The following is a 22,508-nucleotide window of genomic DNA, read 5'->3' as shown; positions in this document are numbered from 1 at the left end:
GAACGCTCCACCGTGGCGGGCAGATTGAGGATGATCTCCCGGCCGGCCTCGGGCTGCCACACATCCATGACGCCCTCGCAGACCTCCAGGGCGAAGTCCAGCTCGGTGTCGGTGAAGATCTCCGGGCTGTACTGATAACCGAAGACCGTCTCCGGGCCCAGGATCTTCTCGGCGTACTCCATCACCAGCCGCGTACCGTCCACCGCGATCTGCCGGACCTGCTCCCTCGTCCCGCGGAAGACCACCCGGCGGAAGGTCGGCGCGGTGGCGTTGTAGAGATGGACCGTCGCACGGTGGGCCCCGCGCAGCGACTCGACCGTACGCTCGATCAGCTCCTCGCGCGCCTGCGTCAGAACCGAGACCGTCACATCCTCGGGAATCGCGCCCTCTTCGATGATCGACCGCACGAACGCGAAATCGGTCTCCCCCGACGACGGGAAACCGACCTCGATCTCCTTGTAGCCCATCCGGACCAGCAGATCGAACATCTCACGCTTGCGCGCCGGGGACATCGGATCGATCAGCGCCTGATTACCGTCCCGCAGATCGGTGGACAGCCACCGCGGCGCGACCGTGACCCGCTTGTCGGGCCAGGTGCGGTCAGGGATGTCCACAGCCTCGTACCGGCCGTACTTGTGGATCGGCATCCCGGACGACCGCTGGGTGTGCGTCGCGTTGGTGACGGGCGTGGGGCGGCCGACGGAAGGATCAGACATGGCGCAGGGCTCCTCGTGTGTCCACTGGGACGGCCGACGGGGCGCGATCGCCGCAACGCCAGACTCCGCGGGGAGGGGGTCGGCCTACGACTACAGGCCCTCGCCGCGGCAGCTAAGGAGAAGCAGCCCGAAACGCATGATGCGAGGGAGCCTAGCCGAGCCGCGCGGTTCGCGGGCGCCCGTATCAGAATGCGGAACCGGAACCACCCTCTCCTTGATCTCCCGGAGGTATTCCCCGAACGTCCGAGGATCACTCCATTTCAGCAACGTTGATCCCATCGAGTGACAGCGCCGTGACGGAGTGCCACCTTTGTTCCATGGACGCCATCACTCCCGTTTTCTGCACCATCGTGCCGCCCCATGTCCTCGACAAGCTCGCGCGGGCGGACGACCCGGCCGTGTCGGGGCCCGCCCGCCGCACCCTGGAGGCCGACTCCTCCCAGCGCACCCGGCGCCGGCTGACGGCGGTCCGCGCCGCCGCGCCGTCGGCCGCCGACGAACCGACGGGCAAGCCGAAACGCTCCATCCACGACTGCCGGCACGGCACCGTCCTGCCGGGCAGGAAGGTCCGCGGCGAGGACGGCGAGCCGGGCGAGGACGCCACCGTCAACCGCGCCTACAGCGGGCTCGGTGCCACCTTCGACCTGCTGCTGAAGGCGTACGGCCGGGACTCCCTGGACGGCGCGGGACTGCCGCTGACCGCCAGCGTGCACTACGACCGGGAGTACGCGAACGCCTTCTGGGACGGCGAGCAGATGGTCTTCGGCGACGGTGACGGCGAGATCTTCCTCGACTTCACCCTCCCGGTCGATGTGATCGGCCATGAGCTGGCCCACGGCGTCACGCAGTACACCGCCAATCTCAGCTACTACGGCCAGCCGGGCGCGCTGAACGAGTCCATGTCGGACGTCCTCGGCTCCCTGGTCAAGCAGTTCACCCTGGACCAGACCGCCGAGCAGGCCGACTGGCTGATCGGTCAGGGCCTGCTCGCGCCGCGCGTCACCGGGGTGGCGCTGCGCTCCATGAAGGCGCCGGGCACGGCGTACGACGACGATGTCCTCGGCAAGGACCCCCAGCCGGCCGTCATGGACGACTACGTCCGGACGAACCAGGACAACGGCGGGGTCCATATCAACTCCGGCATCCCCAACCACGCGTTCTACCTGCTCGCCGAGCGGCTCGGCGGAAAGGCCTGGGAGCGCGCGGGCCGCGTCTGGTTCGACGTGCTGACCGGCGGCGAGCTGGCGATCGACGCGGACTTCGCGGACTTCGCCCGGCTGACCGTCACGGCGGCGCGGTCCCGTTTCGGCGAGGGGGCGGAGCACGAGGCCGTGGTCAAGGCCTGGTCCCAGGTCGGTGTGCCCACGGCATGACGGTCCGGCGTCGACGGTCCGGCATCGACGGTCCGGGGTTCCGGCGGCAGGACGCGGGAGCGTCGTCTACCGCCGTCGCCTCCCAGGCACTAGACAGGAGCCATGCGTATCGAAGTGCGTCGTACGGGCGGTTTCGCGGGCATCGAGCGCAGGGCCGAGGTCGACACCTCGCTCCTGCCCGACGCGCCCCTCTGGCGGGAGCTGGGCGAGCGGGCGAGGGCGGACGCCGCCCGGGGCCCCGGGTCCTCCGGGGTCCCCGACGGTTTCCGTTACCGGATCACGGTGGACGGCCACACCTTCCACTGCGCCGACCCGGATCTGTCCGAGGCCCAGCGCACACTGATCTCCCGCGCCCTCAAGGAAGGTGCCTGAACCCGGTCGGTCAGAAGCCGAGTTTGCGGAGCTGCTTCGGGTCGCGCTGCCAGTCCTTCGCCACCTTGACATGGAGGTCGAGGAAGACCGGTGTGCCGAGCAGGGCCTCGATGTGCTTGCGGGACTTGGTCCCGACCTCCTTGAGGCGCTTGCCCTTCGGGCCGATGATGATGCCCTTCTGGCTGGGGCGCTCGATATAGACGTTCGCGTGGATGTCCAGAAGCGGTTTGTCCGCCGGGCGGTCCTCGCGCGGGAGCATCTCCTCGACCACGACCGCGATCGAGTGCGGCAGTTCGTCGCGTACGCCTTCGAGTGCCGCCTCGCGGATCAGCTCGGCCACCATGACCTGCTCGGGCTCGTCGGTGAGATCGCCCTCCGGGTAGAGCGGGGGGCTCTCCGGGAGCAGCGGGACCAGCAGGTCCGCCAGCAGGCCGACCTGCTGGTCGCCGACGGCCGAGACCGGGACGATCTCCGCCCACTCCAGGCCGATCTCCTGGCCGAGCTGGTCGATGGCGATGAGCTGTTCGGCGAGCGTCTTGGAGTCGACGAGGTCCGTCTTGGTGACGACGGCGACCTTCGGCGTCTTCTTGATGGCAGCCAGTTCCTTGGCGATGAACCGGTCGCCGGGGCCGAGCTTCTGGTCCGCGGGCAGACAGAAGCCGATCACGTCGACCTCGGCCCAGGTCGTCCGCACGACATCGTTGAGGCGCTCGCCGAGCAGGGTGCGCGGCTTGTGGAGGCCGGGGGTGTCGACCAGGATGAGCTGGGCCTCGGGGCGGTGCACGATCCCCCGGACGGTGTGCCGGGTGGTCTGCGGCCGGTTCGAGGTGATGGCCACCTTCTGACCGACGAGAGCGTTCGTGAGGGTGGACTTGCCCGCGTTGGGGCGGCCGACGAAGCAGGCGAAGCCCGCCCGGTGGGGGACTTCGACTGTCTCGGAAGAGGGGGTACGAGCGCTCATGGCGCCCATTCTCCCCGATCGTTCAGCCCGCGCCGACCAGATCGGCCATGGCGGTCACCGCCGCGGCGTCCCCGACGGCCGCGGAAGGGCCCCCTCCGGCCGGGCCGCCGCGTGTGTGCCCGGCCGCCATTAGCCCGCCTCGACGGTCACCCGCAGCGTGCCGTCGGGGCCCGCCACCAGCACCGGCGTTCCCGCTCCGCCCAGATCGCGCACGGCCGCGCGGTCCTCGTCGGACACCGTCCGCGCGTCCGTGACGACGGCGGCGGCCTCCAGCGAGGTGGCACCGCTGGCCACGGCCATCGCGACCGCGGTCCGCAGCGCGCTGAGCTTGAGGGAGGCCAGGTCCACGGTGCCGGCGACATACGTACGCCCGGTCTCGTCCCGTACGGCCGCACCCTCGGGCACGCCGTTGCGGGCACGGGCGCTCCGGGCCAGGGTGATGATCTTGCGGTCCTCGGGCCCGAGGCCGGTGCCGGGGTCGGTGCTCTCAGTCATGTGCCGAGCATAGGCAGCACGCCCCACGCCCCCGGCAAGGGGGAGCGACAGCGGCCATGCCCACCCGCCCCTCAGGGGCGGTCGAGGCGCAGCCGCTCCGCCCTGGGCAGACCGGCCACCACCAGGTCGTACGAGTCCTCGATCAGCTCCCGCACCATCCGCGCGGGCAGCTCCCCGACCGTCACCGTGTTCCAGTGGCGCTTGTTGAGATGCCAGCCGGGCACGATCGCGGGATGGGCCTCGCGGAGCCGGACCGCCTCCTCAGGCTCGCACTTGAGGGCGATCTTCAGCGGGTGTTCGTCCAGCGCGCAGAACGCGAAGATCTTGCCGCCGACCCGGAAGACGGTCAGCCCGGGGCTGCGAGGGAACGGGACGTCCGAGGACGTCCCGTTCAGTCCCAGACAGCAGGACGTCAGTTCCGCCGGAGTCACGCGGCGGGCTCCTCCTTGCGGACCGGTTCGACCAGGACGGTGACGATCTTGTTGCGGCGGCCGGCCGGGGACTCGGCCGTCAGCCGCAGACCGCGGCCGTCGGGCAGCTCGACCCGGGCGCTCGCACCGGCGATCGGGACCCGGCCCAGCGCCTTCGCCAGCAGCCCGCCGACCGTCTCCACATCCTCGTCGTCGTACTCGTCGAGCCCGAACAGCTCCCCGAGATCACCGATGTCGAGCCGGGCCGTGACCCGGTAGGAGCCGTCGCCGATCTCCTCGACCGGCGGCAGCTCACGGTCGTACTCGTCGGTGATCTCGCCGACGATCTCCTCCAGGATGTCCTCGATCGTGACGATGCCCGCCGTGCCGCCGTACTCGTCGATGACGACCGCGACATGGCTGCGCTCCTGCTGCATCTCGCGGAGCAGATCGCCGGCGTTCTTGGTGTCGGGGACGAAGGCGGCGGGACGCATGGCGGTGGAGACCAGGTCGTTCTCGGAGTCCCGGTTGATATGGGTCTTTCTGACCAGGTCCTTGAGATAGACAATGCCGACTATGTCGTCCTCGTTCTCACCGGTCACCGGGATCCGGGAGAAGCCGGAGCGCAGCGCCAGCGTCAGCGCCTGCCGGATGGTCTTGTAGCGCTCGATACAGACCAGGTCCGTGCGCGGGACCATGACCTCACGGACGAGGGTGTCGCCCAGTTCGAAGACGGAGTGCACCATCCGGCGCTCGTCGTCCTCGATGAGGGACTCCTGCTCGGCGAGGTCCACCATGGCCCGCAGTTCGGCCTCGCTGGCGAACGGTCCCTTGCGGAAACCCTTGCCCGGGGTGAGGGCATTGCCGAGGAGGATCAGCAACTGCGGGACCGGCCCCATGATCCTGGCGAGCGGCAGCAGCACATAGGCCGAGGCCGTCGCCGTGTTCAGCGGATGCTGACGGCCGATGGTGCGCGGGGAGACGCCCACCGCGACATACGAGACGAGGACCATCACCCCGATCGCGACGACCAGGGCCGCCCAGGTCTCCTCGAACTCGTTGAGGCAGACATAGGTGACCAGCACCCCGGCCGCCATCTCGCAGGCGACCCGGACCAGCAGGGCCACATTCAGATAGCGCGTCGGGTCGGCGGCGATCTGCTCCAGCTTGGCCGCGCCGCGCCGCCCCGAGCGGACGGCCTCGGCGGCCCGGAAGCTGGAGACCCGGGCGAGACCCGCCTCCGCCGACGCCGCCAGCCAGGCGACGACGACGAGGGCGACCGCTCCGACGATCAGTTGCGCGCTCACGAGACGGTGGGCGCGGGGGACGGACCCGTGAGCCCCTGTTCGGACCGCCAGCCGTCGACGATCGCCGCCTGGAGGCCGAACATCTCGGCCTTCTCGTCCGGCACCTCGTGGTCGTAACCGAGGAGGTGCAGCACACCGTGGACGGTGAGGAGCTGGAGCTCCTCGTCCATGGTGTGCCCTGTCGGGGCTTCCTCGCCCTGCCGCTTCGCCACCTCCGGGCAGAGGACGATGTCACCGAGGAGCCCCTGCGGGGGCTCCTCGTCGTCCTTGACCGGCGGACGCAGCTCGTCCATCGGGAAGGACATGACATCCGTCGGACCCGGCAGATCCATCCACTGGATATGGAGCTGCTCCATGGCCGCCTCGTCCACGACGATGACCGACAGCTCGGAGAGCGGGTGGATGCGCATCCGGGTGAGCGCGTAGCGGGCGACATCGAGGATCGCCTGCTCGTCGACCTCGGTGCCTGACTCGTTGTTGACGTCGATCGACATGGTGCGCTCTTGTTCTACTTCCCGTTTCGGCCGTCAGTGCGGCTGTCGTACTTCTCGTACGCGTCGACGATACGGCCGACGAGCTTGTGCCGTACGACATCCTGCGAGGTGAGACGGGAGAAGTGCACATCGTCGAGGCCCTCCAGGATGTCCTGGACCTGGCGCAGACCGCTCTTCGTGCCGCCCGGGAGGTCGACCTGGGTGATGTCACCGGTGATGACGATCTTCGATTCGAAGCCGAGCCGGGTCAGGAACATCTTCATCTGCTCGGGGCTGGTGTTCTGGGCCTCGTCGAGAATGATGAACGCGTCGTTGAGCGTGCGGCCCCGCATGTACGCCAGCGGCGCGACCTCGATCGTGCCCGCCGCCATCAGCCGCGGGATCGAGTCGGGGTCGAGCATGTCGTGCAGTGCGTCGTAGAGCGGGCGCAGATACGGGTCGATCTTCTCGTAGAGCGTGCCGGGCAGGAAGCCGAGCCGCTCACCCGCCTCGACGGCGGGCCTGGTCAGGATGATCCGGTTGACCTGCTTGGCCTGGAGGGCCTGGACCGCCTTGGCCATGGCGAGATAGGTCTTGCCCGTACCGGCGGGACCGATGCCGAAGACGATCGTGTGGTGATCGATCGCGTCGACGTACCGCTTCTGGTTGAGGGTCTTGGGGCGGATGGTCCGGCCCCGGCTGGACAGGATGTTCTGGGTGAGCACCTCGGCGGGGGTCTCGGGGCCGTCCGCACCGCCGTTCTCGCTCGCCCTGAGCATGGCGATGGAACGTTCCACTGCGTCCTCCGTCATCGGCTGACCGGTGCGGAGCACCAGCATCATCTCGTCGAACAGGCGCTGGACGAGCGCGACATCCGCCGCGCTGCCGCTCGCGCTGATCTTGTTGCCCCGGACATGGATGTCCGCGGCCGGGAAGGCCCGCTCGATCACACGGAGCAGGGAATCCCCCGAGCCCAGGACCGTCACCATGGGGTGATTGGCGGGGACGGTGAAGTGGGTACGTGCCTGCCCCTCCGCGGGGGTCCGGGCTGTAGGTGTCTGAGTCATGGGCCGGCGCTGTGGCCTGCGCATACCTCCCGTTGCAGGGTTCTCGCTGCTCGACAACCTCTGGGCTACCAGGGTACGGCTCCGCACTGACAAGGCCCTAGGGCTTTTACCTGTGCCGTTCGGGAAACCTCGCGGCGGGCGCCCGGGAGGGGCGGGCCCGGGATCAGCCGGAGCGGCCGAACCCGATCGTCGGTACGGCCCTGCGCAGGGGCCACGGCCTGCTCGGCGCGGGCAGCAGCTCCTCCAGGAAGGCATAGCGCCGCAGCGCCGCCGGGTCCTGGTCCGAGCAGGTCCGTACGTACTGCCACCAGGTCGCGACCTCCGACCAGCCCGGCGCGGAGAGCGAGCCGCCGAACTCCTGGACCGAGAGCGCGGCGGTCAGCCCGGCGAAGGCCAGCCGGTCCGCGAGCGGCCAGCCGGCGAGCGTACCGGTGACATAGCCGGCCACGAAGACATCGCCCGCGCCCGTCGGGTCCAGTGCCTCCACGGCGATGGCCGGCACCTCGGCGGTCTCGCCGGTGGCGCCGTCCACCGCGTACGCCCCGTCCGCGCCCAGCGTGACGACCGCGACGGGCACCCGTTCTGCGAGCACCCGGGCGGCGGCCTTGGGGCAGTCGGTACGGGTGTAGCGCATCGCCTCCTCGGCGTTGGGCAGGAAGGCCTCGCAGTGCTCCAGATCGGCCAGGCCCGCGAGATCCCAGCGGCCGGACTCGTCCCAGCCGACATCGGCGAAGATCCGCGCCCCGCGGTGGACGGCGCGCGCGATCCACTCGTCGCGGCGGCCCGGGGTGAGGGCGGCGACGGCGGCACGGGCGCGGGGCGGGCACTCGGGGAGGGCTCCCTCGGGCGGCGGGGCCTCGTGTCCGTGCGAGACCATCGTCCGCTCGCCCTCATAGGCCATGGAGACCGTGACGGGCGAGTGCCAGCCGGGAACGGTGCGGGACCGGGAGAGGTCGATGCCCTCACCCTGCTCCAGCGCGTCCCAGCAGTACTCGCCGTAGTGGTCGTCGCCGAAGGCCGCCGCGAGCGAGGTGTGCAGGCCGAGCCGGGCGAGCGCGGTGGCCATGTTGGCGATCCCGCCGGGGCTCGACCCCATGCCGCGTGCCCAGGACTCCGTACCGCGCACGGGCGCGCTGTCCAGGCCGGTGAAGATGATGTCCAGGAAGACCGTGCCGGTGAGATAGACGTCGCAGTCCGGGTCGTCCGGGGCGCGTAGCGCGCCCAGCGGATCGACATGCGCGTCGACATGTCCCATGTGTTCCAGCGGGTCTCCATCGGGTGTGGTGGGTGTGGTCACGGCGGGCTCCCCGATCGCGTGCGGATCCGGACAGTCTGCCCGATCCTCGGCGCCGACGCGGACGCTCGGGATCTCCGCGGCGCGGAACGACGGGGGCCCGGACGACCGGGTGCCCGGAACGACCGGGCTCAGCCGGAGCGCTTGGGCAGCGGCACCCGTACGAGATCGGCCGCGACGGTCAGTTCGCCGTCGAACCCGGCGGCGCGCGCCTGCCGCTCGAACTCGTCCGGATCGCCGTAGCGCTGCGAGAAGTGCGTCAGCACGAGATGCCGTACACCGGCCTCGTGCGCGGCGCGGCCCGCCTGGCCCGCCGTGAGATGACCGTGGTCGGACGCCAGCCGCTCGTCCTCGTCGAGGAACGTCGACTCGATGACCAGCATGTCGCACCCCTCGGCCAGCGTGCGCACCCCGGGGCAGAGCCGGGTGTCCATGACGAACGCGAAGCGCTGGCCCCGGCGCGTCTCGCTGACCTCGTCGAGGCCGACGCCGTTCACCGTGCCCTCGCGCTGGAGACGCCCCACGTCGGGGCCCGCGATACCGCGCTCCGCGAGCAGCGCCGGGATCATCCGCCGCCCGTCGGGCTCGGTGAGCCGGTACCCGTACGACTCGACGGGATGGGAGAGCCGGTACGCCTCCAGCGTGTACGCGGGGGTGCGCGCGAGCACCCCGTCACCGGTGACCGGCGCCTCGGTCAGCGATACGGACTCCCGGTAGGCCGTCGCGTACCGCAGCCGTTCGAAGAAGTGCTGTCCGCTCGCCGGATAGTGCGCGGTGACCGGATGCGGCACCTGGTCGAGATTGACGCGCTGGATGACCCCGGCCAGACCGAGCGAGTGATCGCCGTGGAAGTGCGTGACACAGATCCGGTTGATGTCGTGCGCGGCGACCCCGGCCCGCAGCATCTGGCGCTGTGTGCCCTCGCCCGGGTCGAAGAGCAGGCCCTCGCCGTCCCACCGCAGCAGATAGCCGTTGTGGTTGCGGTGGCGGGTGGGCACCTGGCTGGCGGTGCCGAGGACGACCAGTTCCCGTACGGACAAGGCGACTACCCGGGAGGCCAGTTGAAGCCGCGGCCGCCCAGCACATGGGCGTGCGCGTGGAAGACGGTCTGACCGGCGCCCGCGCCCGTGTTGAAGATGATCCGGTAGCCGCTGCCGTCGGTCTTGTCCTCGACGGCGACCGCCGCCGCCTCGCGCAGCACATCGGCGGCGACGGCCGGCTCGGCCGCGGCGAGGCTGCCCGCGTCCGGGTAGTGCACCCGGGGGATGACCAGGACATGGGTCGGGGCCTGCGGATTGATGTCACGGAAGGCCACGGTGGTGTCCGTCTCCCGGACGACGGTGGCCGGCACCTCCCCCGAGACGATCTTGCAGAACAGGCAGTCGGCCTGTGGTTCTCCGGCCATGATCCGGGCCTCCTCGACGCCGCCGGTGATCGGTTCGCTACCGACGCATGCTATCCGTCCACGGGCCGACGCCTGTTGAGAGCCGCCCTGCTGAGCCAGTACGTCAGCAGCATCCCCCAGAACAGGGGCACGCCCAGTCCGCCGACGAGTCCCGCGCCCGCCCCTGGCAGGGCGACCACGGCCGCCGAGTGGAGCCCCAGCAGCCCGACGGCCACGGCCATCGCCACCACGGGCGGGCAGCCCCGGGCCAGCAGGAGCATCGGCCGCCGCAGCCGCGCGGGCAGCCTGCTCCGTAACCACAGCGCCCAGCCCGCCCACAGCGCCACGAGGACGACGGCCGTCACCCCCTGCGCCACCAGGGCGCCGGGGCCGTCGTCGCCGGTCCGCGGGCCGACCGTGCCGAGGACGGAGACGACGAGCCCGGCCAGCGCGACCCAGCGGGCGCCCGCCACCGCGCCCCAGGCCATGGACTCCAGATTGAACCGGGCGTCCCGGTCCTCCGCGTCGAGGGCGACGGCCGTGGCGAACCCCTCCGCCGCGGCGGTCCACGCGCCGCGCCGCCGCCACCGGTGCCCCATGCTCAGCATCGCCAGGTTGTTGTGTGCCTCGCTGCTCTGCGGATTGAGGCGCAGCGCGGTGCGGTAGGCGAGTTCGGCGGTACGGAAGTCACGCAGCCGGTGGGCGGTGACACCGACGAGGAAGTGCGCGGAGTCGTGCTCCGGGGCCAGCTCGGCGGCCCTCCGCGCGACGGCGTACGCCTCCTGGCGCCGGGACCGGTCGCCCGAACGGTCCAGGACCCAGGCGAGGGCCTGGTGGGCGCCCCAGAAGTGCGGTGCGAGCCGGATCGACTCGCGGGCCGCCGCCTCGGCCTCGTCGTACCGGCGCGCGCCGGTGAGCAGTTCCGCGCGCACGATCCAGCCGGAGAGCTGACGCGGGTCGGCGCGCAGCGCCTGGTCCACCGCGGCCAGCGCGGCGGCGCGGTCGCCGCGCGCGTGGGTGCAGCGGGCGAGCAGGACCCAGGCGCGCGCGTCGTCCGGGTGCCCGGCGAGATGGGCGGACACGGTGGCGGCGGCCTGTTCGTGCCGGCCCATCCGATGGAGCGCGTCGGCCCGCTCGATCGCCTCGCTCACCGTGTGCGGCCGGTGGTCACAGTTTCCGCTTCTTCTTCAGATGGGCGAGGAGATCGTCGTACGTGCCGCCGTCGTTGGCGAACATGGCGACATTGCGGGCCGCCGCGAACCAGGGCTCCGTGGACGGCCGTACCTCCTTGGCCGCCGCCAGCAGGTCCTTCATATTGATCATGCGGACCGTGCCCGAACGGGCGGAGTCGAGCAGCGCCCTCTCGGCCGCCGACTCGCACACATGCGCGAGATCGGCGCCGGAGAAGTCCTCGGTGACCTTGACCAGTCTGCCCAGGTCGACGGATTCGATGGGCCGGTCGCGCAGGTGGTACCGGAGGATCGCCTCCCGGGCGGGCGCGTCGGGCGGCAGGACGAGCAGGGTGCGGTCGAGCCGGCCGGGTCTGCGCAGCGCGATGTCCACGTCCCAGGGGACGTTGGTGGCGGCGAGCACGAACACGCCCTCGTTCGCGGCGTCCACCCCGTCGAGTTCGGTGAGGAGCTGGTTCACGGTGTTGCGCATCCCGCTGTGGTGCGTACGGCTCCGCTTGGCGCCCAGCGCGTCCAGCTCGTCGAGGAAGACCACACAGGGCGCCTGCCGGCGGGCGGTCTCGAACACCTCGTGCATATTGCGCTCGGAGTTGCCGATCCACATGTCCAGTACGTCGTTGACGGACACGGACAGGAAAGCCGCGCCCAGTTCCCCCGCGACGGCCCGTGCGATGAATGTCTTCCCGCAGCCGGGAGGCCCGTACAGCAGCAGCCCGCCGCGCAGGCTCTTGCCGAACAGCCTGCGCAGCTCGGGGTTGCGCAGGGGGGCCAGGAAGGCCGCTTCGAGACGGTCCTTGACCTCCCCCATCCCCCCGACGTCGGCGAGGCTCACGGATCCGGGCGCGTCGATGTCCCAGGCGGGGACGGCACCGGGGTCACCGGCGCCGTCGGCCGCGAGGGGAGCCTCGGGGGCCGGGGGCCGCCCGGACCCCTCGGAGGTGACGAAGCGCGGCGGGACCGTGCCCTCGATCTGCCGCTCGGCCGCCTGCCAGTCGAATCCGGCGTACCCGGCGGACTCGGACGGCGGCGGGACCGGGGCGCCCGTCTCCACGGGGGCGGCGGGAGGCGCGGGCGCTGCGGGCCCGGCAGGGGCCTCAGGAGCTTCGGGGGCCCCTGCCGCGCCCGGCGCCATGGGGGCCCCGGGCATCGCGGGCGCCCCCATCGCGCGCAGCATCAGCGCCCGCGCGTCGGGGTCACCCGGAGCGTGCTGAAGCGCGACGGCCGCCTCGGTGACCGCCTCCTCCGCGCGTCCCGCGCCGAGCAGCAACTCGGCGAGATGGAGCCGCAGCGGGACATCGTCGGGGGCCGCGGCCACGGCGGCGCGCAGGCTCCGGATCAGCGGAGACTCATCGGACATACCGTCAGCCTACGAAGCGCGGGTGGGCCTTTGTCCAGCGGGTGGCGAGTACGGGCCGCGAGGGTTGAGCGGCCCATATCCGTTCAGGGCCCCGGGCGTGGGGCAGGCGGCCTCGCCCCCGGCCTGCGCCTCACGACCAGCGGCCGGTGCGGCCGGCGCGGCCGCTCAGGACCAGCGGCCGGTGCGGCCGAGCAGCAGCGCCGTGGCCGCCGTCCCGGCGGTGGAGGTGCGCAGGACGGTACGGCCCAGGCGGTACGGCTTGGCCCCCGCCTCCGCGAACGCCGCCAGCTCCTCCGGCGACACGCCTCCCTCGGGCCCCACCACCAGCACGACACTGCCCTCGGCGGGCAGCGGCGCGGTGGCCAGCGGTTCGCTGCCCTCCTCGTGCAGCACGGCCGCGAAGTCCGCGTCCGCGAGGAGCGCGGCGACCTGCTTGCCGGTCAGCGGCCCGGTGACCTCGGGAAAGCGGAGCCTGCGCGACTGCTTGCCCGCCTCACGCGCCGTGGCCCGCCACTTGGCCAGCGCCTTCTCGCCCCGCTCGCCCCTCCACTGGGTGACACAGCGCGCGGCCTGCCACGGCACGACCGTGTCGACGCCGGTCTCGGTCATCGTCTCCACGGCCAGCTCCCCGCGGTCGCCCTTGGGCAGCGCCTGGACGACCGTGATCCGGGGCGAGGGCGCCGCCTCGGTCCGTACCTCCGTGACCGCGACCTCCAGCCGGTCCTTGCCCTCGACGGCGGCGACCGTCCCGTACGCGCCGGTGCCCGCGCCGTCCGTCAGCACGATCTCCTCGCCGACGCGCAGCCTCCGTACGGAGACGGCGTGCCGCCCCTCGGAACCGTCGAGCGTGACCGTGCCCACGCGCGGCACGCCCTCCCCGACGACAAAGACCGGGGCGGTCACGAGGCGTTGCCCGGACCGCTGCTCCGGCCACTGCCCGGACCGTTGCCCAGACCGACCGTCAACGAGACGCGCGTCGCTTCGAGTTCGGCCTCCAGGACCTCGACGAGCTGGCCGGCGGGCAGCTCCCGGGCCATCCGGTGGCCCTGTCCCGCCCAGAGCGCCATCCCCTGCGGGTCGCCCACCCGGGCCGCGGCCTTGCGCAGCCCTGAGGTGAGGTGGTGCACCTCGGGGTAGGCGGCCGGGGCGTACGGGCCGTGCTCGCGCATGAAGCGGTTGACCAGACCGCGGGCGGGCCGGCCGGAGAACGCCCGGGTCAGCTCCGTCCGTACGAACAGCGGATTGGTCATGGCCTGCTTGTGCAGGACGTTCGCGCCGGACTCGGGGCACACGAGGAACGCCGTACCGAGCTGCGCGGCGTCCGCGCCGGCCGCGAGCGCCGCCGCGATCTGTCCGCCGCGCATCAGCCCGCCCGCGGCGATGACCGGAAGCTGCACGGTCTCCTTGACCTGGGCGATCAGGGAGAGCAGCCCCAGACCGGCGCCGTCGACGGCCGGATTGTCGCGGTGGGTGCCCTGGTGGCCGCCGGCCTCGATGCCCTGGACACAGACGGCGTCGGCGCCCGACCACTGCGCGGTCTGCGCCTCCTCGGGGGTCGTCACCGTGACCACGGTGTACGTACCGGCGCGGGCGAGGGCGTCCAGGGTGGACCTGCCCGGACATCCGAAGGTGAACGAGACCACCGGCACCGGGTCGTCGAGCAGGATCGCGAGCTTGGCCTCGTACCCGTCGTCCCGTCCGGCCTCGGGGTCACCGAGCGGGGTCTCGTACCAGGTCGCCTCGCCGGCGAGCTGATTGCGGTAGACCTCGACGGCCGCGCGGTCGGCGCTGTGCTGCTGCGGCATGAAGAGATTGATCCCGAAGGGCTGACCGGTCAGCCCGCGCAACTGTTTGACCTCTTCGTACATGCCGTCCGCCGTCTTGTACCCGGCGGCCAGGAAACCGAGGCCGCCGGCCTCGGAGACGGCCGCGGCGAGCTGCGGGCAGGAGGCCCCGCCCGCCATGGGGGCCTGCACGATCGGATACCGGCAGAGATCGGTCAGCGCGGAGGACATGCAGGCATGGTGCCATGTCCTCCGTGACAGCTCCGCATCGGTCCCGCACCTGGCATGTGCCGGTGAAAGGCCGCGCAAAAAGGCCGGCGTCCAGAGAAAACCCTGGACGCCGGCCCCTGTCCTGCGCCTCGCGCGGCGGCCGTCCGGCCGCCCGCACCGCCTGGCGCCGGCCGCCCCAGGGCCTCGTGGCCCCGTGGCCCCGACGGCTTGACGACCCGACGACCTGACGGCCTAGCGGCCGTTGAACGCGTCCTTCAAGCGGGAGAACAGTCCCTGCTGGCCCGGCTGGAACTGGCCCGTGGGGCGCTCCTCACCGCGCAGCTTCGCCAGCTCCCGCAGCAGCCGCTCCTGCTCCGGATCCAGCTTCGCCGGGGTCATCACCTCGACATGCACGATCAGATCGCCCCGGCCGCCGCCGCGCAGATGCGTGATTCCGCGGCCGTGCAGCGGGATCGACTGGCCCGACTGGGTCCCCGGGCGTACGTCGATCTCCTCCACCCCGTCCAGCGTCTCCAGCGGGCACTTGGTGCCCAGCGCCGCCGCCGTCATCGGAATGGTGACCGTGCAGTGCAGATCGTCGCCCCGCCGCTGGAACACGGAGTGCGCCAGCTCGTGGATCTCGACGTAGAGATCACCGGCGGGACCGCCGCCGGGACCGACCTCGCCCTCGCCCGCGAGCTGGATGCGGGTGCCGTTGTCCACACCGGCCGGGATCTTGACCGTGAGCGTACGGCGGGAGCGGATGCGTCCGTCGCCCGCGCACTCGGGGCACGGCGTCGGCACGACCGTACCGAAGCCCTGGCACTGCGGGCACGGCCGCGAGGTCATGACCTGGCCCAGGAAGGAGCGGGTGACCTGCGAGACCTCGCCGCGGCCGCGGCACATGTCGCACGTCTGCGCCGAGGTGCCGGGCGCCGCGCCCTCGCCGGAACAGGTCGTGCAGACGACGGCCGTGTCGACCTGGATGTCCTTCGTCGTACCGAAGGCCGCCTCGTTGAGATCGATCTCCAGCCGGATCATCGCGTCCTGGCCGCGCCGGGTCCGCGACCGGGGGCCGCGCTGCGACGCCGTGCCGAAGAACGCGTCCATGATGTCGGAGAAGTTGCCGAAGCCACCGGCCCCGAAGCCGCCGGCGCCCCCGCCCCCGTTCGCCGAGAGGGGGTCCCCGCCGAGGTCGTAGACCTGCTTCTTCTGCGGGTCCGACAGCACCTCGTACGCGGCGTTGATCTCCTTGAAGCGCTCCTGCGTCTTGGGATCTGGATTGACATCCGGATGCAGCTCGCGCGCGAGCCGCCGGAATGCCTTCTTGATCTCGTCCTGAGATGCGTCGCGGCGTACGCCGAGTACGGCGTAATAGTCCGTGGCCACTTACGACTCCGCCAGGATCTGTCCGACGTAACGTGCCACTGCGCGTACCGCTCCCATCGTTCCGGGGTAGTCCATGCGGGTCGGTCCGACCACGCCGAGTTTGGCGACTGCCTCGTCGCCCGAACCGTAGCCGACCGCGACGACGGACGTGGAGTTGAGGCCCTCATGGGCGTTCTCGTGCCCGATACGTACGGTCATGCCGGGGTCCTTGGCCTCGCCGAGCAGCTTGAGGAGCACCACATGCTCCTCCAGCGCCTCCAGCACCGGCCGGATGGTGAGGGGGAAGTCGTGTCCGAAGCGGGTGATGTTGGCGGTGCCGCCGATCATCAGCCGCTCCTCGGTCTCCTCGACCAGGGTTTCGAGCAGGGTCGCGAGCACGATGGACACCACACCGCGGTCCTCCTGCTCGAACGAATCGGGCAGGTCCTGCACGAGCTGCGGGACATCCGCGAAGCGGCGCCCGACGATCCGGCTGTTGAGCCGCGCGCGGAGATCCGCGAGCGAGGTCTCGCCGAAGGGCGCGGGAGCGTCGACCATACGCTGTTCGACCCGTCCCGTGTCCGTGATCAGGACGAGCATCAGCCGGGCGGGCGCCAGCGCCAGCAGCTCCACGTGCCGCACCGTCGAGCGGGTCAGCGAGGGGTACTGGACGACGGCGACCTGCCGGGTGAGCTGCGCCAGCAGCCGTACCGTACGGCCCACGACATCGTCGAGGTCGACGGCGCCGTCCAGGAAGTTCTGGATGGCACGGCGCTCGGGTGAGGACAGCGGCTTGACCCCGGCCAGCTTGTCGACGAAGAGCCGGTAGCCCTTGTCGGTCGGGATGCGTCCGGCGCTGGTGTGCGGCTGGGCGATGAAGCCCTCGTCCTCCAGCACCGCCATGTCATTGCGGACGGTGGCCGGGGACACCCCGAGCTTGTGGCGCTCGGTGAGCGCCTTGGAGCCGACCGGCTCCTCGGTGCCCACATAGTCCTGGACGATGGCGCGCAGCACCTCGAGTCTGCGTTCGCTGAGCATGGCGCACACCTCCAGCTACGGTCGTCGTTCCGGGTCGTTCCGCGGTCGTTCCGGTCCTGATGCTCACTTCTTGGCACTCGCTCACGGGGAGTGCCAACACTCCCCCCGTCAGTGTACGGCCGTGGGGTACGCCCGGAGCAAGGGCGGCCGAACACCGTACCGCCCGATCGCACCGGTCGGCGGCGGCGGTGTTTCCGTAGCGTCCCGTAGCGTCCTGGTATGGACGTCTGTTGGGAAGAACACGGGTGGGAGCGGCTGGCGCCGGGGGTGGGCCGGCGACGGCTGCCGGGCTGGGACGCGACGGCCGGACTGGTCGTCGGAACGGACGCGGTCCTGCTGTACGACACGGGCTCGACGGTCCGTGAGGGCGCCGAACTCCGGGCCCAGGCACGGGCGCTGCTGGGCGGCGGGAACGTGACGCACATCGCACTCAGCCATCCGCACTTCGACCATGTGCTGGGGACGGCGGCGTTCGCCGGGGCGGAGGTCTACGGGCCGGTGGGGATGGCCCGGCTGCTGGCGGCCGCCGGCCCGGAACTGTACGAGGAGGCCCTACGCCTCGGGGCGGACGCGGAGGAGACGGCGCGGTCGGTGGAACTGCTGGTGCCGCCCCGGCACGAGGTGTCGGGGCAGCTCACGCTGGAGCTGGGCGCTGGCCGCCGGGCGGTGCTGGTGAACGCGGGCCCGGGGCACACGGCGCACGATCTGGCGGTGCTGGTGCCGGTCGCGGACGGGGCACCGGGATCGGACGGGGCACTGGGGGCGGAAGGGGCACCGGGGGCAGGAGGGACGGCGGGGGCGCGCACCGTGGTCTTCTGCGGCGATCTGGTGGAGGAGTCCGGTGAGCCGCAGGCGGGTCCCGACGCGATCCCGGCGCGCTGGCCGGCCTCCCTGGACCGGCTGCTGGCGCTGGGCGGCGAGGACGCCGTGTATGTGCCGGGGCACGGGGCCGTGGTGGACGCGGCGTTCGTACGGGCGCAGCGGGACGCGTTGGCCGAGCGGTTCGGGGGGTCGTAGCCGTACGGGCCGGTGCGGCCTATCGTCTTGCGAATGCGTAGCTACAGCCCCGATCTGACGCCGCCGTGGAAGAAGTCCGCGCCCGCGCCCGAGGTCCCCGCGGAACCGGATCCGGATCTGGTGGTCGAGGAGGTGTCGACGGGCTTCTGCGGTGCGGTGGTCCGCTGCGAGAAGACCGCGGAGGGCCCGACGGTCACCCTGGAGGACCGGTTCGGCAAGCACCGGGTGTTCCCGCTGGTTCCCGGCGGGTTCCTGCTGGACGGCCAGGTGGTCACCCTCGTACGCCCGACGGCGGCGGGACAGGCCGGGCCCACCCGTACGGCCTCCGGCTCCGTGGCCGTGCCCGGGGCCCGTGCGCGGGTGGCGCGGGCGGGCCGTATCTATGTCGAGGGCCGGCACGACGCCGAGCTGGTGGAGAAGGTGTGGGGTGACGATCTGCGGGTCGAGGGCGTGGTCGTCGAGTATCTGGGCGGCATCGACGATCTCCCCGCCGTGGTCGCCGAGTTCGGCCCCGCGCCGGACGCCCGGCTGGGGGTGCTGGTCGACCATCTCGTGCCGGGCTCGAAGGAGTCCCGTATCGCGGCGGCGGTGACCGGCCCCGACGTCCTGGTGGTGGGGCACCCGTACATCGATGTCTGGGAGGCGGTGAAGCCGTCCTCCGTGGGCATCTCCGGCTGGCCCTCGGTCCCGAGGGGCGAGGACTGGAAGACGGGCGTCTGCCGCGCGCTGGGCTGGCCCCCCAACACGGGCGCGGCGTGGCAGCACGTGCTGTCCCGGGTACGGACCTACCGGGACCTGGAGCCGGCGCTGCTGGGCCGGGTGGAGGAACTGATCGACTTCGTCACGGCCGGGTGATCAGTCCACCAGGTCCGGGGGATCAGTCCACCAGGTCCCTGACGACCGCGTCCGCGAGCAGCCGGCCCTGGAGGGTCAGGACCGCGCGGCCCTCCTCGTACGGGCCCGGTGCGAGGAGGCCGCCGGCCAGGGCGCGGCGGGCGGCGGCCAGACCGTCCGGACGCAGGAGCGACAGCTCGCAGCCGTCCGCGAGACGCAGTTCCAGCAGGACGCGTTCCACCCGGCGGTCCTCCACCGAGAGGATCTCCCGGCCCGCGCCCGGCGAGCGGCCCTGCGCCAGCGCCGCCGCGTAGGCGCCCGGGTGCTTGACGTTCCACCAGCGCACCCCGCCCATATGGCTGTGCGCCCCGGGCCCCGCGCCCCACCAGTCCGCGCCGCGCCAGTACAGCTCGTTGTGCAGACAGCGGGCGGCCTCCGAGGTGGCCCAGTTGGACACCTCGTACCAGGAGAAACCCGCCTCGGCCAGCACCGAGTCCGCGATCAGATACCGGTCCGCGTGCTCGTCGTCGTCCGTCATCGGGACCTCGCCGCGGCGGATCCGGCGCGCCAGTCCCGTGCCCTCCTCCACGATCAGCGCGTACGCCGAGACATGGTCGGGCCCCGCCCCCACCGCCGCGGCCAGGGAATCGCGCCAGTCGTCGTCGCTCTCCCCGGGCGTGCCGTAGATCAGATCGAGATTCACATGCTCGAACCCGGCCGCGCGGGCCTCCGCCACACACGCCTCGGGCCGTCCGGGGGTGTGCGTACGGTCCAGGATCTTCAGCACGTGCTGCTTGGCGCTCTGCATCCCGAAGGAGATCCGGTTGAAGCCGCCCTCCCGCAGCGCCGCCAGATACGCCGGACCGACGGAGTCCGGATTCGCCTCCGTGGTGATCTCGGCATCGTCCGCGAGCCCGAACTCGTCCCGGACCGCCCCCAGCATCCGCACCAGGTCCCCGGCCGCGAGCAGGGTCGGTGTGCCGCCGCCGACGAACACCGTGCGGACCTGCCGGGGATCGTCCCCCAGGACCTTCCTGGCCAGCCGGATCTCGTCCACGAGTGTCCCGGCGTAGTTGTCACGGGACGCCAGCACGCCCCCCGAGCCGCGCAGCTCGGTCGCCGTGTACGTGTTGAAGTCGCAGTAGCCGCAGCGGGTCGCGCAGTACGGAACGTGCAGATAGAAGCCGAGGGGCCGGTCCGCCGCGCCCGCCAGGGCGTGCGGGGGCAGCGCGCCGGTCTCGGGCATGGGGTCACCGTCGGGCAGTGCGGAAGGCATACCCCCAGTGTCCCGTACCGGACGGGTCGCCCGGACGCGCCCGGACAGGTCGCCCGCCGGTCGGGTGCGGGACACCGGCCGATCGGGTACGGGACACATGCCCGATCGGGTACGGGACACCGGGGTGGGCGTTCCCTCTCCGGTCTCCGGGATCACTCGCCCTGGAGCACCAGGGGTCACTCCGCCTGGAGCACCAGCAGCGCCAGATCGTCCCCCGGCGGTGTGTCCGCGAACTCGTGCACGGTCCGCCGTATGCGCTCCGCGACGCCCTGCGCCGACAGCCCCACGCACTCCGCCAGCGCCCGTGCGAGCCCGTCGCCGTCGTCGAACATCCGCGCCCCCGAGCGCCGCTCCGTCACGCCGTCGGTGACACAGAGCAGGGTGTCGCCGGGCTCCAGCGTGAACGTGCGGCTCTCGTACGCGACGTTCTCCACGACCCCGAGCAGAAGCTGGGGCTCCGCGGCCGGCTGTACCGTCCCGTCGGGCCGCAGGAGCAGGGGCAGCGGATGCCCGGCGCTCGCGAGCGTGCACCGTACGCCGCCTTCCGGCAGGGGCATCAGCTCCCCGTACAGCAGCGACAGGAAGCGCGGCTGACCGCTCTCGGCGGCCCCGGGGACGGCGCCCGGTCTGCCCAGGACGGGACCGGCCGCCGCTGCCGCCGCGACCATCAGGGAGGCCGATTCGGCCGCCTCCGTGGCGTCGTCGAGGAGCAGCCGGTTGAGCCGGTCCAGAACCGCGCCGACGCGGTAGCCCTCGCGGGCGAGCAGCCGCAGCCAGGGACGGGCGAGGCCGGTGACGACCGCCGCCTCGGGGCCGCTGCCCTGGACATCGCCGAGCATGAAGCACCAGCGGTCGCCCGGCGGGCACGGGAAGACGTCGTAGAAGTCGCCGCCCGCGAGGCCCTCGTCGCTCGGCTCGTACACCAGGGAACTGGCCACACCGGGGATCCGCGCGACCTGGCTGGGCAGCAGTCCGCGTTGCAGCACCCGGCTGATGGTGACCTGGCGGCTGTAGCGCCGGGCCGCGCCGATGGCGAGGGCGACGCGTCGCGCGAAGTCCTCCACGAGGGCGGTGACATCGTCGGGGACACCGGTACGGTCCGGCCGGCCGAGCATCAGGGTGCCGAGCACCCGCCCGTTCGCGACGAGCCGGCAGGCGAGCGCCGCGCCCTCCCCCGGCGCACCGTCCGTCCCGGTCTCGGCGTCGGGCCCGGCCCCGGCAGGGGCAGGGGCAAGGGCAGGGGCAGGGGCACCGGCCGTATCGGTGCCGCCCGTATCAGCCGTATCGGTACCGTCCGTCTCTCCCGTACCGCCCGCACCCGTGGCGTACCCCGCGGTCCAGCCACCCGGCCACGGCACCCGCACCGGCCCGCTCCTCGGCAGATCGGGCAGCCGCGGCGGGTCCTTCTCCAGGACCGCGCGCAGTTCCCCGGTCCTGGACTCGTCGGCGTGCCAGACCCGGGCGAGCCGGGGCGCCGTGCCCGTCTGCGCGCTCTCGGCGTCCAGCCAGACCGCGCACCAGTCCGCGAGCCTCGGAACGAGCAACTGTCCCGCGAGCGCGGCGATCAGGTCCTCGTCGAGCTGGCCCGCGAGCAGTTCGGACGCTTCGGCGAGGAAGGACAGCGCGCCCCGGCCGACCCAGTCGGGATCGTCCCGCACGGATCTTCGCGTGGAGGGCGCGAGGATCTCGGCGGCGCGCAGCCCCCGCCGCACGGCGGGTTCGGTCGTCCGGCCGGGCCCCGCCTCCCTGCCTTCGAGCGGCAGCCGGGCCCATACGGTCTTGAGCCCGGAGCGGTAGGTGATGCCCCACCGTTCGGCGAGGGAGGCGACGAGTTGCAGCCCCCGGCCGTACTCCGGGGTGCCGGTGGGCGTCTGGCCCCGCGCGTCGCTCCGTATGGCGCGTGCCGGGTGGTGGTCGGAGATTTCGAGGACCAGGGCGGCCGGCTCCTCCCCCGCCCCCGAGGAGTCCTCGGAGGCCGCCTCGTGGCGGCAGAGCAGCTCCACCGCGGTCCCGGCGTGCACCACCGCGTTGGTGACCAGTTCGCTGACGACGACCACCGCGTCGTCCGCGAGCAGCTCGGTGCTGTGCCGCCCCGGGGGACACCCCCCGTCCCCCTGGCAGAAGGTGCAGGTGGCCAGCTTCCCCTGGCTGGTCCATTCGGCCAGCGTCGCGCGCACGAAGCGGCGCGCGGCGGACGGCGCGAGCGGATTCCCGGGCAGGCTGGTGCGTGATGTCGACCGCGCGTCCTGTCGTAACGGCACCTCGGGTGCCGAACGGTGCAGCGACTCACGCGGCATCGGAATGGGCCCCACTGCGGCTCCTGATCCCGTTCTGGTGTTGTGCCACTTACGATCCCGACAGAGTGACAGACGGAGCGCGTCCATATGCACCGAGTCATCGAAGTGGGCGGATATTTGCAAGGAGTTGGTGAACATCCGCTGTACAGCGGCGCCTTGGCACACGGACGGTATGGCCGAGGACACGGGTTGACAAGCACGAGGGCACGGGTTGACAACACCGCGTCCAAACCCCGGGAACGACGTGCGAAACCGCTCCGGACGGAGCAGTCTTGCCCCCGTCGG

At 72.0% G+C, this 22,508-nt stretch carries 21 protein-coding genes and 1 pseudogene; 4 read left to right on the top strand and 18 right to left on the bottom strand.

Annotation, left to right across the window (positions count from 1 at the left end; all coding sequences use genetic code 11):
* Positions 1–716: pseudogene (locus ACFYYH_RS07655) on the bottom strand (2-isopropylmalate synthase); the annotation flags it as partial.
* 317 nt (positions 717–1,033) lie between these two features.
* On the opposite strand from ACFYYH_RS07655, the gene ACFYYH_RS07650 reads away from it, so the two are divergent.
* On the top strand, positions 1,034–2,089 hold the full coding sequence (locus ACFYYH_RS07650) for a M4 family metallopeptidase (protein ID WP_388547226.1): 1,056 nt from the start codon (positions 1,034–1,036) through the stop codon (positions 2,087–2,089).
* Positions 2,090–2,191: 102 nt separating this feature from the next.
* Positions 2,192–2,461: a protealysin inhibitor emfourin gene (locus ACFYYH_RS07645; protein ID WP_388547224.1), complete on the top strand. Its 270-nt coding sequence runs from the start codon at positions 2,192–2,194 to the stop codon at positions 2,459–2,461.
* 10 nt (positions 2,462–2,471) lie between these two features.
* Here the strand turns inward: ACFYYH_RS07645 and era are convergent, their stop codons facing one another.
* From era to hrcA, 15 genes are all read right to left on the bottom strand, one after another.
* A complete protein-coding gene (era, locus tag ACFYYH_RS07640; RefSeq protein WP_388547221.1) occupies positions 2,472–3,431 on the bottom strand; it encodes a GTPase Era in 960 nt (319 codons plus the stop codon).
* Between the two features lie 120 nt (positions 3,432–3,551).
* Entirely contained in the window at positions 3,552–3,917 is a 366-nt protein-coding gene (locus ACFYYH_RS07635; RefSeq protein WP_388547219.1) for a cytidine deaminase, read from the bottom strand.
* Between the two features lie 71 nt (positions 3,918–3,988).
* Positions 3,989–4,348: an MmcQ/YjbR family DNA-binding protein gene (locus ACFYYH_RS07630; RefSeq protein WP_388547217.1), complete on the bottom strand. Its 360-nt coding sequence runs from the start codon at positions 4,346–4,348 to the stop codon at positions 3,989–3,991.
* Positions 4,345–5,634, bottom strand: a complete 1,290-nt coding sequence (locus ACFYYH_RS07625; protein ID WP_388547215.1) for a hemolysin family protein — start codon at positions 5,632–5,634, stop codon at positions 4,345–4,347. The genes ACFYYH_RS07630 and ACFYYH_RS07625 overlap by 4 nt, the downstream gene beginning before the upstream one ends.
* On the bottom strand, positions 5,631–6,128 hold the full coding sequence (gene ybeY, locus ACFYYH_RS07620; RefSeq protein ID WP_388547213.1) for an rRNA maturation RNase YbeY: 498 nt from the start codon (positions 6,126–6,128) through the stop codon (positions 5,631–5,633). The genes ACFYYH_RS07625 and ybeY overlap by 4 nt, the downstream gene beginning before the upstream one ends.
* Positions 6,129–6,142: 14 nt before the next feature.
* On the bottom strand, positions 6,143–7,174 hold the full coding sequence (locus ACFYYH_RS07615) for a PhoH family protein (protein ID WP_388547211.1): 1,032 nt from the start codon (positions 7,172–7,174) through the stop codon (positions 6,143–6,145).
* Between the two features lie 163 nt (positions 7,175–7,337).
* Positions 7,338–8,429, bottom strand: a complete 1,092-nt coding sequence (locus ACFYYH_RS07610; RefSeq protein ID WP_388547291.1) for a carbohydrate kinase family protein — start codon at positions 8,427–8,429, stop codon at positions 7,338–7,340.
* Between the two features lie 170 nt (positions 8,430–8,599).
* Positions 8,600–9,508, bottom strand: coding sequence for a ribonuclease Z (locus tag ACFYYH_RS07605; protein WP_388547209.1), 909 nt, complete (start codon positions 9,506–9,508; stop codon positions 8,600–8,602).
* 5 nt (positions 9,509–9,513) lie between these two features.
* Positions 9,514–9,873 (bottom strand): histidine triad nucleotide-binding protein, encoded by a 360-nt coding sequence (locus ACFYYH_RS07600; RefSeq protein WP_388547206.1) that lies wholly within the window; start codon positions 9,871–9,873, stop codon positions 9,514–9,516.
* A 50-nt stretch (positions 9,874–9,923) separates the two neighbouring features.
* Positions 9,924–11,003, bottom strand: coding sequence for a tetratricopeptide repeat protein (locus ACFYYH_RS07595; RefSeq protein ID WP_388547203.1), 1,080 nt, complete (start codon positions 11,001–11,003; stop codon positions 9,924–9,926).
* Between the two features lie 16 nt (positions 11,004–11,019).
* Positions 11,020–12,399, bottom strand: coding sequence for an ATP-binding protein (locus ACFYYH_RS07590; RefSeq protein WP_388547201.1), 1,380 nt, complete (start codon positions 12,397–12,399; stop codon positions 11,020–11,022).
* Positions 12,400–12,564: 165 nt separating this feature from the next.
* Entirely contained in the window at positions 12,565–13,302 is a 738-nt protein-coding gene (locus ACFYYH_RS07585) for a 16S rRNA (uracil(1498)-N(3))-methyltransferase (RefSeq protein WP_388547199.1), read from the bottom strand.
* Positions 13,299–14,414, bottom strand: a complete 1,116-nt coding sequence (locus tag ACFYYH_RS07580) for a nitronate monooxygenase (protein ID WP_388547197.1) — start codon at positions 14,412–14,414, stop codon at positions 13,299–13,301. Before ACFYYH_RS07580 ends, ACFYYH_RS07585 begins: the two co-directional genes overlap by 4 nt.
* A 231-nt stretch (positions 14,415–14,645) precedes the next feature.
* Positions 14,646–15,782, bottom strand: a complete 1,137-nt coding sequence (gene dnaJ / locus ACFYYH_RS07575; RefSeq protein ID WP_388547194.1) for a molecular chaperone DnaJ — start codon at positions 15,780–15,782, stop codon at positions 14,646–14,648.
* Positions 15,783–16,799 (bottom strand): heat-inducible transcriptional repressor HrcA, encoded by a 1,017-nt coding sequence (gene hrcA, locus ACFYYH_RS07570; RefSeq protein WP_388547191.1) that lies wholly within the window; start codon positions 16,797–16,799, stop codon positions 15,783–15,785. It abuts the gene before it with no gap.
* A 219-nt stretch (positions 16,800–17,018) separates the two neighbouring features.
* Here hrcA and ACFYYH_RS07565 point away from each other — a divergent pair, with 219 nt between their 5' ends.
* Positions 17,019–17,816, top strand: coding sequence for an MBL fold metallo-hydrolase (locus tag ACFYYH_RS07565; RefSeq protein WP_388547189.1), 798 nt, complete (start codon positions 17,019–17,021; stop codon positions 17,814–17,816).
* Between the two features lie 33 nt (positions 17,817–17,849).
* Positions 17,850–18,671 (top strand): DUF3097 domain-containing protein, encoded by an 822-nt coding sequence (locus tag ACFYYH_RS07560; protein WP_388547186.1) that lies wholly within the window; start codon positions 17,850–17,852, stop codon positions 18,669–18,671.
* A gap of 22 nt (positions 18,672–18,693) precedes the next feature.
* Here ACFYYH_RS07560 and hemW read toward each other — a convergent pair whose 3' ends face one another.
* Together hemW and ACFYYH_RS07550 are read right to left on the bottom strand one after the other, a co-directional pair.
* Positions 18,694–19,926: a radical SAM family heme chaperone HemW gene (gene hemW, locus ACFYYH_RS07555; protein ID WP_388547184.1), complete on the bottom strand. Its 1,233-nt coding sequence runs from the start codon at positions 19,924–19,926 to the stop codon at positions 18,694–18,696.
* Positions 19,927–20,102: 176 nt separating this feature from the next.
* Positions 20,103–22,223, bottom strand: a complete 2,121-nt coding sequence (locus ACFYYH_RS07550) for a SpoIIE family protein phosphatase (RefSeq protein ID WP_388547288.1) — start codon at positions 22,221–22,223, stop codon at positions 20,103–20,105.
* Positions 22,224–22,508: the final 285 nt, after the last annotated feature.

Source organism: Streptomyces sp. NPDC002018, from assembly GCF_042890865.1.
Taxonomy (GTDB): domain Bacteria; phylum Actinomycetota; class Actinomycetes; order Streptomycetales; family Streptomycetaceae; genus Streptomyces.
Note: the sequence above shows the minus strand (reverse complement) of the source record. Positions and strands in the feature narration are given on the sequence as shown.

What these genes read in the sequence shown, in the direction of transcription:
- ybeY (WP_388547213.1), bottom strand. Translation starts at nt 6,128, where the DNA reads ATGTCGATCGACGTCAACAACGAGTCAGGCACCGAGGTCGACGAGCAG.
- hemW (WP_388547184.1), bottom strand. Translation starts at nt 19,926, where the DNA reads ATGCCTTCCGCACTGCCCGACGGTGACCCCATGCCCGAGACCGGCGCG.
- ACFYYH_RS07565 (WP_388547189.1), top strand. Translation starts at nt 17,019, where the DNA reads ATGGACGTCTGTTGGGAAGAACACGGGTGGGAGCGGCTGGCGCCGGGG.
- ACFYYH_RS07600 (WP_388547206.1), bottom strand. Translation starts at nt 9,873, where the DNA reads ATGGCCGGAGAACCACAGGCCGACTGCCTGTTCTGCAAGATCGTCTCG.
- ACFYYH_RS07580 (WP_388547197.1), bottom strand. Translation starts at nt 14,414, where the DNA reads ATGTCCTCCGCGCTGACCGATCTCTGCCGGTATCCGATCGTGCAGGCC.
- ACFYYH_RS07590 (WP_388547201.1), bottom strand. Translation starts at nt 12,399, where the DNA reads ATGTCCGATGAGTCTCCGCTGATCCGGAGCCTGCGCGCCGCCGTGGCC.
- ACFYYH_RS07550 (WP_388547288.1), bottom strand. Translation starts at nt 22,223, where the DNA reads ATGCCGCGTGAGTCGCTGCACCGTTCGGCACCCGAGGTGCCGTTACGA.
- hrcA (WP_388547191.1), bottom strand. Translation starts at nt 16,799, where the DNA reads ATGCTCAGCGAACGCAGACTCGAGGTGCTGCGCGCCATCGTCCAGGAC.
- ACFYYH_RS07615 (WP_388547211.1), bottom strand. Translation starts at nt 7,174, where the DNA reads ATGACTCAGACACCTACAGCCCGGACCCCCGCGGAGGGGCAGGCACGT.
- ACFYYH_RS07645 (WP_388547224.1), top strand. Translation starts at nt 2,192, where the DNA reads ATGCGTATCGAAGTGCGTCGTACGGGCGGTTTCGCGGGCATCGAGCGC.
- ACFYYH_RS07635 (WP_388547219.1), bottom strand. Translation starts at nt 3,917, where the DNA reads ATGACTGAGAGCACCGACCCCGGCACCGGCCTCGGGCCCGAGGACCGC.
- ACFYYH_RS07560 (WP_388547186.1), top strand. Translation starts at nt 17,850, where the DNA reads ATGCGTAGCTACAGCCCCGATCTGACGCCGCCGTGGAAGAAGTCCGCG.
- ACFYYH_RS07610 (WP_388547291.1), bottom strand. Translation starts at nt 8,429, where the DNA reads ATGGGACATGTCGACGCGCATGTCGATCCGCTGGGCGCGCTACGCGCC.
- era (WP_388547221.1), bottom strand. Translation starts at nt 3,431, where the DNA reads ATGGGCGCCATGAGCGCTCGTACCCCCTCTTCCGAGACAGTCGAAGTC.
- ACFYYH_RS07650 (WP_388547226.1), top strand. Translation starts at nt 1,034, where the DNA reads ATGGACGCCATCACTCCCGTTTTCTGCACCATCGTGCCGCCCCATGTC.